The organism is Tabrizicola sp. T74, assembly GCF_057219935.1.
Map to the genome: position 1 here is coordinate 24,613 of NZ_JBXVVT010000003.1, position 13,259 is coordinate 37,871.

General features: G+C 67.7%; 11 protein-coding genes. 8 read left to right on the top strand and 3 right to left on the bottom strand.

What is annotated here, in order from left to right:
* Positions 1-53 precede the first annotated feature (53 nt).
* Entirely contained in the window at positions 54-1,361 is a 1,308-nt protein-coding gene (locus AC2EAL_RS09540) for a flavin monoamine oxidase family protein (RefSeq protein ID WP_484723978.1), read from the top strand.
* Here the strand turns inward: AC2EAL_RS09540 and AC2EAL_RS09545 are convergent.
* Entirely contained in the window at positions 1,329-2,015 is a 687-nt protein-coding gene (locus AC2EAL_RS09545; RefSeq protein ID WP_484723979.1) for a DUF599 domain-containing protein, read from the bottom strand. The genes AC2EAL_RS09540 and AC2EAL_RS09545 overlap by 33 nt on opposite strands.
* Before the next feature lie 82 nt (positions 2,016-2,097).
* Between AC2EAL_RS09545 and AC2EAL_RS09550 the strand changes: the two genes are divergently transcribed.
* From AC2EAL_RS09550 to AC2EAL_RS09575, 6 genes are all read left to right on the top strand, one after another.
* Positions 2,098-3,531, top strand: a complete 1,434-nt coding sequence (locus AC2EAL_RS09550; RefSeq protein ID WP_484723980.1) for an FAD-linked oxidase C-terminal domain-containing protein — start codon at positions 2,098-2,100, stop codon at positions 3,529-3,531.
* A 51-nt stretch (positions 3,532-3,582) separates the two neighbouring features.
* Positions 3,583-4,665: an FAD-binding protein gene (locus AC2EAL_RS09555; RefSeq protein WP_484723981.1), complete on the top strand. Its 1,083-nt coding sequence runs from the start codon at positions 3,583-3,585 to the stop codon at positions 4,663-4,665.
* Position 4,666: 1 nt separating this feature from the next.
* Positions 4,667-5,953 carry a glycolate oxidase subunit GlcF gene (gene glcF / locus AC2EAL_RS09560; protein ID WP_484723982.1) on the top strand — a complete coding sequence of 429 codons (1,287 nt, stop codon included), beginning with the start codon at positions 4,667-4,669 and terminating at the stop codon, positions 5,951-5,953.
* Positions 5,954-6,039: 86 nt separating this feature from the next.
* Positions 6,040-6,867: a trypsin-like serine peptidase gene (locus AC2EAL_RS09565; RefSeq protein WP_484723983.1), complete on the top strand. Its 828-nt coding sequence runs from the start codon at positions 6,040-6,042 to the stop codon at positions 6,865-6,867.
* Positions 6,864-7,763 carry a trypsin-like serine peptidase gene (locus AC2EAL_RS09570; RefSeq protein WP_484723984.1) on the top strand — a complete coding sequence of 300 codons (900 nt, stop codon included), beginning with the start codon at positions 6,864-6,866 and terminating at the stop codon, positions 7,761-7,763. Before AC2EAL_RS09565 ends, AC2EAL_RS09570 begins: the two co-directional genes overlap by 4 nt.
* A 136-nt stretch (positions 7,764-7,899) precedes the next feature.
* On the top strand, positions 7,900-8,370 hold the full coding sequence (locus AC2EAL_RS09575; RefSeq protein WP_484723985.1) for an Hsp20 family protein: 471 nt from the start codon (positions 7,900-7,902) through the stop codon (positions 8,368-8,370).
* Positions 8,371-8,509: 139 nt separating this feature from the next.
* Here AC2EAL_RS09575 and AC2EAL_RS09580 read toward each other — a convergent pair whose 3' ends face one another.
* Both AC2EAL_RS09580 and AC2EAL_RS09585 read right to left on the bottom strand, forming a co-directional pair.
* Positions 8,510-10,648 (bottom strand): vWA domain-containing protein, encoded by a 2,139-nt coding sequence (locus AC2EAL_RS09580; RefSeq protein ID WP_484723986.1) that lies wholly within the window; start codon positions 10,646-10,648, stop codon positions 8,510-8,512.
* Positions 10,645-11,181 carry an RNA polymerase sigma factor gene (locus AC2EAL_RS09585; RefSeq protein WP_484723987.1) on the bottom strand — a complete coding sequence of 179 codons (537 nt, stop codon included), beginning with the start codon at positions 11,179-11,181 and terminating at the stop codon, positions 10,645-10,647. Before AC2EAL_RS09585 ends, AC2EAL_RS09580 begins: the two co-directional genes overlap by 4 nt.
* A gap of 116 nt (positions 11,182-11,297) precedes the next feature.
* Here AC2EAL_RS09585 and AC2EAL_RS09590 point away from each other — a divergent pair, with 116 nt between their 5' ends.
* A complete protein-coding gene (locus AC2EAL_RS09590; RefSeq protein WP_484723988.1) occupies positions 11,298-13,229 on the top strand; it encodes a DUF3857 domain-containing protein in 1,932 nt (643 codons plus the stop codon).
* The last annotated feature ends 30 nt before the right edge of the window (positions 13,230-13,259 follow it).

Consider the following 13,259-nt stretch of genomic DNA (forward strand, 5'->3'; position numbering starts at 1 on the left):
CGAAGTGCCGAGTTTTCGCCGAAAACTCGTCCCCCTTCCCATAGCGAAACCAGTTGGCCACTGCCCGGCTTTCGATCATCCTGCCCTTATTTCAGGCGGAGGATTTCGGGATGACGGATGTCGATGTGGTGATCGTCGGCGCAGGCTGCGCGGGCCTGGCAGCGGCCAAGCGGCTGCGCGGTGCGGGGCTGACCTTCCAGGTGATCGAAGCGATGGACCGCATCGGTGGTCGCGCCTGGACCACCAGGACCGACTTCGGCATCCCCTTCGACATCGGCTGCGCCTGGCTTCACGCCGCCGACCGCAACCCCTTCTTCCCCGAAGCGCAGGCCGCGGGCTGGACCTTGCAGCATCACGACATGGGCCTTGACCATCTCTGGTTCGGCAAGCGACGCGCGACCGACGCGGAAATGGCCGATGAACGGCGGGCAGAAGCGGAACTTGCCGCCTGTATCGAACGCCACAAGGGCCAAAGCGACCGGCTGTCGACCTTGGTCGAGGCCTGCCACGGGCTCCGGGTCAGCGCGACCTTCGCGGGACCGATGGACTTTGGCGCGGATGATGACGAGATCAGCGTGACCGATTACCGTGCCGCCGCCGACCTTGACCCGAACTACTTCACGAAGGAAGGCTACGGCGCGCTGATCCACCGCTGGGGTGCCGACGTGCCGGTGACGCTGTCCACCCCGGTCCGCCGCATTCGCTGGGACGGGCCGGCGGTGGAGGTGGCGACCGACCGCGGCACGATCCGGGCGCAGGCGGTGATCGTCACCGTCTCCACCGGCGTCCTTGCCTTCGAAGACATTGCCTTTACTCCCGACCTGCCGCTTGGCCATCAGGAGGCGATCTTCGACCTTCCCATGGGGTTGCTCACCAAGGTGCCGGTCCGGATCGAGGGCACCCGCCTTGGCCTTTCACCCTTCGACGACGTCCTGATCGAGCGCCACGCGCGGCACGACCTCTATTTCCTCGCTTTCCCCTTCGACACCGACCTCATGGTCGGCTTCGTCGGCGGCGATTTTGCCTGGGAGATGGAGGCCGCAGGCCGCGCGGCGGCGGTGGATTTCGTCACCGACCGGCTGGTCGACATCTTCGGTGCGGACGTGCGGAAGGCCGTCACTCATGGCACCATGACGAACTGGTCGGCGGAACGGCACGTGCGGGGAGGCTACGCCGCCGCGCGTCCCGGCAAGGCCCATGCCCGCGAGGTGCTGAAGGACCCGGTCGGGGACCGCATCTGGTTCGCGGGCGAGGCGCTGGCCGGGGGGCTGAAGCAGACCGCTGCGGGCGCCAGGCTTTCAGGAGAGGCGGCGGCCGGGCAGGTGGCCCTACGGCTCGCGGGCCAGGATCACCTTGCGTGAGTGGCTCGCGAATTCGCGCCGGAGCAGCACCCCGGTCGCCAGCACCGTCCCGACCAGAAGGCCCCAGGGGCCGAGCAGCCAGCCAAGCGCGGCAAGTGCAAAATAGATCGACCGCAGCCCCCGGTTGAAGCTTTTCGCTGCCGTGATGTTGATCTCGGCCGCCTGGCCCGCCCGGTGGAAGGCCAGCGGATCACCCGGATCATTCGGCACCGCCGCCATCAGGATCGAGCAATAGCCGAACAGCCGATGCGCCCAGACGAATTTCAGCAGCGAGTTTGCCAGAAATGCGATCACCGGCAGCATCTTCAGCGCAACGTCCGGCCCCGCGCCAATGGGCAGCTCATCGGCCAGCCTTTGCACCGCCGCCGCATTGCCGATCACCGCCACCCCACCGCCGATGGCGATCATGCAGGCCGAGGCGAAGAAGGCCGTCCCCTGCCGGAGGCTGTCGATCAGCGTGGCATCGAAGATCCTCGGCTGGCGGGTGACGAAGGTCCGCATCCAGTCGCGGCGGTACTCCTCCATCAGCGAGGACACCGAGGGGAACGCCTTGGGCGGGCTTTCGCTGACCCAGCCCGAGATTACCCAGGCCACGACCAGCAGCCCCAGCATCGCAAGGTCCAGACCAGGGATCGAGGCGAGGTTCATCATCATGCCCCGACCCTAGGGGCCGGGTTTCCCCTTGTCATCCGGGGAAATTGGTTATAATTTCTTACCAGTCAGCGGAGGATCGCCCATGGACATGCCAGCACCGGACCAGGGCGTCCTTTCCCGCAAGGCCCGCATCGTCGCCCGCCTCTGCGGTGTGCTGCCCGCCGACGCGGTGATCGACGCGCCCGAGGAGTTGCGCGCTTACGAGTGTGATGCCCTCACCGCCTACCGCTGCCCACCGCTCGCCGCCGTTCTGCCCCGGACGACCGAGGAGGTCAGCGCCGTGCTGCGCGTCTGCTGGGAGGAGGGCGTCCCGGTGGTGCCGCGTGGGTCGGGGACCAGCCTCGCCGGGGGCGCGATGCCAACGGCGGACTCCGTGATTCTGGGGGTCGCCCGGATGAACCGGGTGATTGCGACCGACTACGAAAACCGCTTCATCCAAGTCGAGGCGGGCCGGACCAACCTGTCGGTCACCGGCGCGGTCGAGGCCGAGGGGTTCTTCTACGCGCCGGATCCGAGTAGCCAGCTCGCCTGCGCCATTGCCGGGAACATAGCGATGAACTCCGGGGGCGCGCATTGCCTGAAGTATGGGGTGACGACGAACAACCTTCTCGGCGTGCGGCTGGTCAAGATGGATGGGACCGTCGTGACGCTGGGCGGACCCTGGGGCGAGCCTTCGGGCCTCGACCTTCTGGGCGTCGTGTGCGGGTCCGAGGGGCAGTTGGGGGTGGTCACCGAAGCTTGGCTCCGCATCCTGCCGAAGCCCGAAGGGGCGCGGCCGGTGCTGGTGGGCTTCAACTCGAACGAGGTCGCGGGGGCCTGCGTCAGCGACATCATCAAGGCCGGCATCCTGCCCGTCGCCATCGAATTCATGGACCGCCCCTGCATCCGCGCCACCGAAGCCTTCGCCAAGGCGGGCTACCCGGACTGCGAGGCGCTGCTTATCATCGAGGTCGAGGGGTCCGAGGCAGAGATCAGTGAACAGCTTGGCCGGATCAAGCAGATTGCCATGGCCCATGACCCGGTCGAGTTCCGCGAGGCCGCCGACGAAGACCAGGCCAAGCGCATCTGGCTGGGACGGAAAAGCGCATTTGGGGCGATGGGGCAGATCAACGACTACATGTGCCTCGACGGGACGATCCCGGTTTCCAGCCTCCCGCATGTCCTGAAGCGCATCGGCAAGATGAGCCGCGACTTCGGCCTCGACGTCGGCAACGTCTTCCATGCGGGCGACGGCAACATGCACCCCTTGATCCTGTTCAACGCGAACAAGCCGGGCGATCTTGAAAAGTGCGAGGCCTTCGGGGCGGAAATCCTGAAGCTTTGCGTCGAGGTGGGCGGCTGCCTGACCGGCGAGCACGGCGTCGGGATCGAAAAGCGCGACCTGATGTCGGTGCAGTTTGCCCCCCAGGACATGGAGGCGCAGATGCGGGTGAAGGATGTGTTCGACCCGAAGTGGCTGTTGAACCCGGCGAAGGTGTTTCCCCTGGGCGTCAGTGCCGAACGGCGCGCGGGTTGAACCCCCGGGGCGCTGCCCCAGACCCCGGAGTATTTATGAAAAGAGCAAGACATGCGGCCTGTGACAGAAGCGGAACTGGCGGACGCCGTGGCGGGGGCCTCGGGTCCCCTCCTGGTGCGGGGCGGGGGCACGCGGACGCTGGGCCATGCCGTGGGCGAAGTGCTGGAGACCGGGGGCCTTTCAGGGGTGGAGCTTTATGAGCCCGGCGCGCTGACTCTGGTTGTCCGCGCCGGGACGCCGGTGGCCGAGGTGGAGCGGGTGCTGGCCGGAGAGCGGCAGCGGCTGGCCTTCGAGGTGCCGGACCTGCGCGGGCTTCTGGGGCGTGACGGCACCTCGACCATCGGCGGCGTGGTGGCCGCCAATGCCTCCGGTCCGCGTCGGGTGCAGGTGGGCGCGTGCCGGGACGCCTGCCTGGGGGTGCGCTTCGTGGATGGGGCGGGGACGGTGGTCAAGAACGGCGGGCGGGTGATGAAGAACGTCACCGGCTACGACCTGGTCAAGCTTCTGGCGGGCAGCCGGGGCGCCTTGGGAATCTTGACCGAAGTCAGTTTCAAGGTGCAGGCCCTGCCCGAGTCCGAGGCGACGCTGGTCGTCGAGGGGCTGGGCGACGAGGCGGGGCTTCAGGCGCTGCGGGCGGCGCTGGGGTCGCCCTTCGACGTCTCGGGTGCCGCACGGCATTCCGGGCGTAGCCTGATCCGGGTCGAAGGGATGGTGGGCTCGGTGGCCTATCGCGTGGCTCAGCTGCGCGACCAGGTCGGCGGCGAGATTACGGTGGCCGAAGGTGCCGAGAGCGCCGCCCTCTGGCGCGAGGTACGAGACGTGGTCCCCCTGCAGGGCAAGCCGGGCGAGGTCTGGCGGATCGCCACGCTGCCTACGGCGGCGGCGGGCATCGTGGCGCAGCTTGAAGGCGAGGCGGTCTGGGACTGGGGCGGGGGGCTCATATGGCTGCTCCTCGACCATGGCCGGGGGGCGGACGTTGCGGCGGCGGTGGCGGGCAGGGGCCATGCCACGTTGGTGAAAGGGCGGGGCGGCCCGGTCTTCCCGCCCGAGGCGCCCGAGGTTGCGGCTCTGGTGGCGGGGCTGAAGGTGAAGTTTGACCCCAGGGGCATTCTCAATCGCGGGATGATGGGCTGACATGCAGACGAACTTCTCCCCCGAGCAGCTGAAAGACCCCGGCATCGCCCGCGCCAACCAGATCCTGCGGTCCTGCGTGCATTGCGGCTTCTGCACGGCGACCTGCCCGACCTATCAGGTGCTGGGTGACGAGTTGGACTCTCCTCGGGGCCGGATCTACCTGATCAAGGACATGCTGGAGGCGGGGCGTCCGGCGGACGAGAAGACAGTCAAGCACCTCGACCGCTGCCTCTCCTGCCTTGCCTGCATGACGACCTGCCCCTCGGGCGTCCACTACATGCACCTGATCGACCATGCCCGGGCGCATGTGGAAAAGACCTACAAGCGGCCCTTCATGGACCGGATGCTGCGCGCGGTGCTGGCGCGGATCATCCCCTATCCCGGCCGCTTCCGCCTGGCGCTGCTGGCGGCGAAGATCGGGAAGCCTTTTGCCTGGCTGATCCCCGATGCGCGCGTTCAGGCGATGCTGGCGATGGCCCCGAAGACCATCCCTCCGGTCAGCCGCAACGACGACCCGCAGGTCTTTCCCGCCATCGGAGACCGCAAGCTGCGCGTCGCCCTGATGACCGGCTGCGCGCAGAAGGCGCTGAACACCGACATCAATGACGCCACGATCCGCATTCTCCGCCGCCTGGGCTGCGAGGTGGTGATCGCCAAGGGGCAGGGCTGCTGCGGGGCGTTGACGCACCACATGGGGAAAGAGGACCTCAGCCACTCCCACGCCGCCGCCACGATCCGGGCCTTCATGGCGGAACAGCGGGCCGGGGGGCTGGATGCCATCGTCATCAACACCTCGGGCTGCGGGACCACTGTCAAGGATTACGGCCACATGTTCCGCAACGATCCCCTGGCCGAAGATGCCGCCACCGTCGCCGGGCTGGCGAAGGATGTCAGCGAAGTGCTGACCCAACTCGGCCTGCCGCAAGGCGCGCCAAAGGGGCTTCGCGTCGCCTACCATGCCGCCTGCAGCCTGCAGCATGGCCAGCAGATCAAGTCGGCGCCGAAGGACCTGCTGAAACGCGCAGGGTTCGAGGTGGTGGAGCCCGCCGACAGCCATCTCTGCTGCGGCAGCGCGGGCACCTACAACCTGCTGCAACCCGAAATCAGCGCGGACCTCAAGCGCCGCAAGGTGCAGACCCTGGAAGCCAAGGCCCCCCAGGTGATCGCCGCGGGCAACATCGGCTGCATGATGCAGATCGGCTCTGGCACCGGCATCCCCGTTGTCCACACCGTCGAGCTGCTGGACTGGGCGACCGGCGGGCCACAGCCGCGCGCCTTGCAGGGCTGACACGAAGGCAGTGCTTGCGTGGGCGGCCCTAAATCCGCCAAACTCGCCGGGCAACAGTGAAGGCTGCGCGGATTGGGAGGGGTTCCATGCGTCACCTGTTCCCCGGTCTTCTGACCATGGGGTTGTGTCTCTTGGGTTTGACGCTTGGGCCATCGGCGGCCCGGGCGCAAGACAGCGAAATGGTCAAGCTGGAAACGGCCGATGATTCCCGAGGTTGGGACGCTGTCGGCAAGCTGGTCCTTGGCAAACGCGGCTTCTGCACCGGGGCGCTGATCGGGCCGCAACTGGTGCTGACCGCTGCGCATTGCCTTTATGACAAGACCACCGGCGTGCAGATGCAGCCCGAGGACATCGAGTTCATGGCCGGCTTCCGCAATGGCCGGGCGGTGGCCTATCGCCGGGTCACCCGCGCCGTCACCCATCCCGACTACCGCTATCCCGGAGAGGAGCGGCTGGAAGACGTGACCGGCGACCTGGCACTTCTGGAGCTGAGCCAGCCGATCCGCCTGCCGTCGCTGACGCCGTTCGAGACCGGGGAAGCTCCGGTCGAAGGCGATGCCGTCGACGTGGTGTCCTATGCGCAGGACCGTGAGGAAGCGCCCTCGATCCAGGAGGCCTGCGAAGTGCTGGCCGACCGCCGCGATGCGCTGATCCTGACCTGCAACGTCGACTTCGGATCCTCCGGCGCGCCGGTCTTCGTCGTCAAGGACGGGGTGGCCCAGGTGGTCTCGGTCATCTCGGCCAAGGCCGAGGTCAACGGCCAGAAGGTGGCGCTTGCCGTGCCATTGGCCGAGCCGCTGGTTGCGTTACTCGCCGCGCTGGAAGAAAGCCGTGCGGGGTCGGCGGTTGGCAGCAAATCAGTGCGGGTTCTGTCAGGGGGCACCGGATCGGGTGCCAAGTTCGTGAAACCATGAAAAACATTTTCATCGCACTACTGGCCCTCTCCTCCGCCGCCGCGGCACAAGACATGCCCAGTTCGGACAACAGCGGTCTGGCAGAGCTTGTCACCCGCGACGACCTGCGCGGGTTCGAACCCGTGGGTCGGGTTGACATCGAGAACGGCGGGTTCTGCACCGGCGCGCTGATCGCGCCTGACCTTGTGCTGACCGCCGGGCATTGCGTGGTGGAACGCACCGGCAGCCCGGTCAACGCCTCGCGCATCCTGTTCCGGGCGGGCCTTGCCAATGGCGAAGCGCTGATCGAGGTGCCGGTGGTCCGCACCATCGTCGACCCGACCTTCCGCAGCATGGACCCGGCCCCGGCCGAGATGATCGAGAAGGACGTGGCCCTTCTGCAGCTGGCCGAGCCGATCCCAAGCTCGATGATCTCGCCCTTTACCGTGGCGCGTCCCGGCAACGGCGACGAGGTCAGCGTCGTCTCCTATGCCGAAGGCCGCGAAGAGGTGCTGTCCTGGCAGCGCGTTTGCCACGTGCTGGGGCGCGAGGGTGTGCTGATCGCCATGGATTGCGACGTGACCTTCGGCTCGTCCGGCGCGCCGGTCCTGGACCGGTCGGGCTATCGGGCCAGGATCGTCTCGATCATCTCTGCCGGCAGCGACGAAGACGGCCAGCCGATCGCGATCGGGATGGAACTGCCCGAACTGGTTGACCGCCTGAAGACCGCGCTCCGCCGGGGCGAGGCGACCAGCGTGGCCGAAGCGCCCGAAGACACCGGGGTCGGCACGACCGGCAGCGGGATCGGCACGGCCAGCTCGGGCATGCCGGGCAAGCCGGCAAAGCGGATCGTGCTGCAGGGCGACAGTGGCCTGGGTGCGACCTCGGGCGGCGGGGCCCGCTTCGTCGCGCCCTGACCGCGCCTGGCGCAGGTCTTGAAAGGCCGTTTGCCGTTTCCTACCTGACTGTCATCCGGGTGCCATGACGGGCCCGGGTTTACCGCCCTGCCCCCTGAAGGGGAGGGCCCCTGACATCGCTTCCAGGAGGATGACAATGCGCAACCTTGATTTCGCACCGCTGTACCGAGCCACCGTCGGCTTCGACCGGATCGCCGACCTGATGGACCGGGTGCTGTCCACGGACGTCGCCCAGCCGACCTATCCGCCCTACAACATCGAAAAGACCGCCGAGGATGCCTATCGCATCTCGATCGCCGTCGCCGGGTTCACCCCCGATGAACTGTCGGTCGAAGTGAAGGACGGCTCGCTTCTCGTGACCGCCCGCAAAGCCGCTGACGAGACCGAGCGGACCTACCTGCACCGTGGCATCGCCACCCGCGCCTTCGAGCGTCGCTTTGCCCTTGCCGACCACGTCCGCGTGACGGGCGCCGTGCATGAACATGGCATGCTCCACGTCGACCTCGTCCGCGAAGTGCCCGAGGCGATGAAGCCCCGCCGGATCGAGATCGCCCGTGCCAACGGCGCGACCCCGGTGCTTGAGGCAAAGGCCGAAACCGTCAACTGACTTGGCGAAGGCCGAATGACCGACGGCGCGTCCCTTACGGGGCGCGCCGTTCTGCTTTCGACGACCGCTCGTCGATGACTTCGTCACTCCTCGCTGCGGCGGACCTTGCGACGAGGAGACGAAGTCGAACGAGGAGCCGTTACTGAGACAGGCTCTCGGCCAGCCGCATCAGGTTCACCGCCTCGATCCGGTAGCCAAAGGCATCCTCGCCCCGGTTCTGGACGGCGAGTTCAATGGCCTGATCCCAGCCCCAGTCGCCCAGGTAGACCGATCCCTGCAACAGCTGCCCGAACCCGGCAATGGCGGCGGCAAAGCGGGTCTCCTCGCTTGACCCTTCCGTCCCGGTGATCGGCGTTTCCACCAACGTGGACGCGTCCTCTCCCGGCGCCTTCCAGCGCAGCCGCAGGAAGCCCAACTCGCCCGTCGCATCCCCGCTCGCCGAGGCCTGGCCATAGCGCAGCGGGTCGTTCAGCAGGGCATCCGACCCCGGTGCCGTCACCTCATAGATCGCGGTGACCTGGGTACCCGCCCCAATCTCACCCGCGTCGACCGCGTCGTTGTTGAAATCCTCGCGCCGCAGAGCGCGGGTCTCGTAGCCGATCAGCCGGTATTCCGCGACCGTGGCGGGGTTCCACTCGATCTGGATCTTCACGTCATCCGCGATGGGGAAGAGGGCCCCGGTCAGCTGGTCCACCAGCACCTTCCGCGCTTCGGAGAGCGTGTCGATATAGGCCGCCGTCCCGTTCCCGTTCTGCGCCAGCGACTGCATCACCGCATCGTCCAGGTTCCCGCGCCCGAAGCCCAGGACGGACAGGTAAGTCCCCGTCTCGCGCTTCTTCGCGACGTACGCCTCCAGCCCCTCGGGGTCGCTGACACCCACGTTGAAATCCCCATCCGTCGCCAGCAGGATCCGCGTGACCTCACCGTCCGCCTTCATCCCCTCGGCGACCTGATAGGCAAGCTCCAGCCCCTCGGCCCCGGCCGTCGACCCGCCTGCCGCCAGGTTCTCCAGGGATGACAGGATCGCCGCCCTGTCCCCCGCCGCCGTGGGGGGCAGCACCAGACCGGCCGAGCCCGCATAGGTGACGATGGACACCTGATCCTCGGGCCGCAGTTCGGACAGCATCAACGACAGCGACTGCTTGAGGAGAGGCAACTTGTTCGCATCCTCCATCGACCCCGAGGTGTCGATCAGGAACACCAGGTTCAAGGGGGGCCGCGCGGCGACCTCCGGCAGCGCGCCCTGGATGCCGATGCTCACCAGCCGCGTGCCGGGGTTCCAGGGCGTCGGCATCACAGAAATGGTCGAGGCAAAGGCCTGATCCCCCTCGGGCGCCGCATAGGCATAGGGGAAGTAGTTCACCATCTCTTCGATCCGCACCTGATCGGGCGAGGGCAGATAGCCCCCGGTCAGTGACGACCGCACGACGGCGTAGGACGCGGTATCCACGTCGATGGAGAAGGTCGAGACTGGCTCTTCCGCCGTCACCTTCACCGGGTTCGGGGCCTCGTTCGAATAGGCCTCGGTGTTCTCGACCGGGGCGGGCAGGGCATCGGGGGCGATACCGGGTGGGGCAGGCAGATAGCCAAGGGTGCCATCGCCTTCCATCTTCGCCTCGGCCCGCAGCCGCGGCTCGGCCTCGGTCAACAGCCCCTCCACCGGCGCGGCGGGAAGCGCCTCCACCTCGGCCATCGGCGACGCTTCGGTCACCACATCAGGGGCTGCTTCGGCAATGGCTGCAGACGAGGCAACGTTCCCTTCTTGCGAAAGAGCAAGATCATCCGCGACGATCACTTCCTCGACTGTCACCGGCGCGTCCACCACCGGGGGGGCCGCGTCGAGGGTCTCTTGCGTCAGGGCTGCGCCCTCGCCGCCCGAGGGGGCGACTTCGGTCGTCAGGGCGGCCTCGGGCTTGGCCGCATCGGCCACCGGGTCCATCGGCGGGGTGGGTTCGCTCTTCGGCGTCTCGACCACGACGGTCGGCTTGCCGATCCGCAGATCAGCGACCGGCAGGATCACCGCGACACCGATGATCAGCGCCGCAACCGAGGTGGTGGCGGCCAGGGCAGGGCGGTAGGTCAGGTAATTCAACATGCGACGTACTCCGTTCAGGGGGGCCGCTCCTTTGCGGTCCTCACTGGAACGGAGCGGCTCGGTCGATCCTTGGAGCCGGTCGAAATTTTCCGTCGCCAAAGCCATCGCCCGGGCCTTGGCATCCCCATCCGGGGCCGGGGCCGCCTTCAAGGCGGCGCGGAGGTCGTCGAGATCGTCACTCATTTCGCGTCCTCCCTGGCCATGGCCCGCAGGCGTTTCTTCACTTCGCTCATCCGCCAGGCAATGGTCCCCTCGGACACGCCCAGCACAACCCCGGCCTCAGCCTGGGTCATCTCTTCGCCCAGGACCAGGGCCACCGTATCGCGCAATTCCGGCGACAGCTGCGTCATCGCCTGCGCCAGCCAGTCCGCGGCCTCGGCCTGCGTCGCAATCTCGTCCTGCCTTGCAATCTCCCAGTCGCCCCAGCCTGCAGAGGCCCTAGCGCGGGTTGCCTGCCGCCGCCGCAGGTCATGCGCCGCGTTCACCACCACGCGGTAGAGCCAGGTGGTGAACCGCGCCTCCCCGCGCCAGTTCCGCAGCTTGACCGGCAGCGCGGCGCAGATGTCCTGCGTCAGGTCCTCCGCCTCGGCCTTCGACCCGGTCAGCCGCCAGGCCAGCCCATGAATGCGGTCGTAATGCCGCCCGACCAGCGTGGCAAAGGCCGCCCGGTCCCCGCCAGCGGCGGCAGTAGCCAACATCTCGTCGGGCGTGTCCATCAGCATCACTTACACAAGACGCAGGCCACGCGGCAATCCTTGGGACAGGTCGGGAAATCCTTTGCAGCCGACCGATCCCCGGCTAGCCTGCCGGAAATTCATTCCCCGGATTCCCGATGCGCCTTCTGTTCCTGGTTCTCGCGTACTGCCTGTCCGCCGTCGCCCTGCACGCCCAGACTCTGACGGTGGCCGATGACCCGCCCTGGGTCGACATCGCGCCCATCCCCGAAGGCACCCCGGCGCTGCGGGCCGAGGTCGAGGGCGGGCAGTTCTTCCTGCTCTCCGATCACCAGATCGCCTGGGAGGGCGACACCAAACAATCCTGGAACCGCGTCGTGGCCGAGGTGACCGACCGCGCGGGGCTGGAAGAGCTGGCGACGATCCAGGTCGACTTCGACCCCAGCCATGAGACCGCCAGCCTCACGCGCCTAATCATCCACCGCGACGGTCAGGTCATCGACCTGAAGGCGACAGCCGCACCGCAAGTCTACCGACGGGAAACGCGGTTGGAGGAGGGGATCATCGACGGCAGCCTGACCGCGGTGGTCCAGGTCCCCGGCCTGCGGGTGGGCGACGTGCTGGAACAGGCGACACTTCTGGAGACCCGGCCCCTGGTCGGCGGGGCCGAACGCAGCGGCGGCTCGTGGCTCGAATGGTCGACCCCGGTCGTCCTGTCGCGCACGCTGCTGACCTGGCCCAAGGACGCGCCCTTGGAGCTTGGCCCCTTGCCCGACCGCGTGACCTATGCCGCGACTGACCTCGGCAACGGCCTCATGCGCCACGAATGGCGGCGCGAAAACCACATTCCGCCCATCGAGGAAGAGGCCGTGCCCTCCGAGGTGATCGAAGATGCGCTGGTCCGCTTTTCCGACAGCCGCGACTGGACCCCACTGGTCACCGCGCTGATACCGCACTACGCGGCCGACTATCCCTTGCCGCCCGACTGGCAGGCCCGGCTGGACCAGATCGCCCGCGACCACCGAACGCCTGAGGCCCGCGCCTATGCCGCCCTGCGCCTGGTGCAGGATGAAATCCGCTATGTCTCGCTGTCGGTCGGCGCCGGGGGCTATTTCGCGCGTTTGCCGGAGGAGGTGATCGCCTCGGGCTTTGGCGACTGCAAGGACAAGTCGCTGCTTCTTCGCGTGCTGCTCAACCGGCTGGGGATCGACGCCGCCGTCGCCCTGACCGACCTCGACAATGGCTACCGCCTGCCGGAAGAGCTGCCCACCCCCTTCGTCTTCGACCACATGATCCTGCGCGCGACCCTGGGCGGGCAGACCGTCTGGATGGACCCGACCGGCTCGCACGAAGGTGGCGGGCTCGGGACGGCGGCCCAGCCGGATTTCGGCTTTGCCCTGCCCATAGCCGAAGGCACGACGGCCATGGAGCGGATCGAGGTGACGGCCGAAGGCTCCTGGGCGCAAGAGGTGCATGAGGACTACCGGTTTTCCATGGTCGGCGTCTTTCTGACTGTGACGACCGAGAACCGGACCGGGGCCGCCGACCAGGCCCGCGCCCGCTGGGCCGCGACCCCCGTCAGCCAGATCGGGCGCGAGTTCCTGGAGTTCTACGCCGACCGCTACCCGGGCCTGACCGAAGCAAGGCCGCCGCAGATGACCGATGACCGCGCCGCGAACCGGGTGACGATCAAGGAACACTATTTCCTGCCCTTCACCGCGCTGGACCAGAACGGGTTGCGCCAGGATTTCGTGTTTGCCGTGCCCGGCCTGATGGACCGCTATCCCGCTCCCCAGACCTCGCCCCGCCGCCTGCCGCTGGCGGTGGGCGGGCCCTGGACGCTGGTGCACCGGGTCACCGTGCAGAATGCGCCGATCGACTTTACCACGCCGGAAGACCTGACGATCTCGAACCCCGCCTTCGATTTCAGCCTGAAGGGGACCTCGGAAGAAGGTGGCGAGATGGAGCTGACCTGGACCTATGCCCCGAAGGTCCGCGCGGTTGCGGCGGCAGAGGCGGCGGCGGTCCTGCAGGATGCCCGGGCGGCCAGCGATGCCACCTGGTGGTCCTGGGACCTGACGCCGGAATGAAGCGCTCCGGCCCGGTCTGATCGACCGGGC

What these genes read in the sequence shown, in the direction of transcription:
- AC2EAL_RS09545 (WP_484723979.1), bottom strand. Translation starts at nt 2,015, where the DNA reads ATGATGATGAACCTCGCCTCGATCCCTGGTCTGGACCTTGCGATGCTG.
- AC2EAL_RS09550 (WP_484723980.1), top strand. Translation starts at nt 2,098, where the DNA reads ATGGACATGCCAGCACCGGACCAGGGCGTCCTTTCCCGCAAGGCCCGC.
- AC2EAL_RS09555 (WP_484723981.1), top strand. Translation starts at nt 3,583, where the DNA reads ATGCGGCCTGTGACAGAAGCGGAACTGGCGGACGCCGTGGCGGGGGCC.
- glcF (WP_484723982.1), top strand. Translation starts at nt 4,667, where the DNA reads ATGCAGACGAACTTCTCCCCCGAGCAGCTGAAAGACCCCGGCATCGCC.
- AC2EAL_RS09565 (WP_484723983.1), top strand. Translation starts at nt 6,040, where the DNA reads ATGCGTCACCTGTTCCCCGGTCTTCTGACCATGGGGTTGTGTCTCTTG.
- AC2EAL_RS09570 (WP_484723984.1), top strand. Translation starts at nt 6,864, where the DNA reads ATGAAAAACATTTTCATCGCACTACTGGCCCTCTCCTCCGCCGCCGCG.
- AC2EAL_RS09575 (WP_484723985.1), top strand. Translation starts at nt 7,900, where the DNA reads ATGCGCAACCTTGATTTCGCACCGCTGTACCGAGCCACCGTCGGCTTC.
- AC2EAL_RS09580 (WP_484723986.1), bottom strand. Translation starts at nt 10,648, where the DNA reads ATGAGTGACGATCTCGACGACCTCCGCGCCGCCTTGAAGGCGGCCCCG.
- AC2EAL_RS09585 (WP_484723987.1), bottom strand. Translation starts at nt 11,181, where the DNA reads ATGGACACGCCCGACGAGATGTTGGCTACTGCCGCCGCTGGCGGGGAC.
- AC2EAL_RS09590 (WP_484723988.1), top strand. Translation starts at nt 11,298, where the DNA reads ATGCGCCTTCTGTTCCTGGTTCTCGCGTACTGCCTGTCCGCCGTCGCC.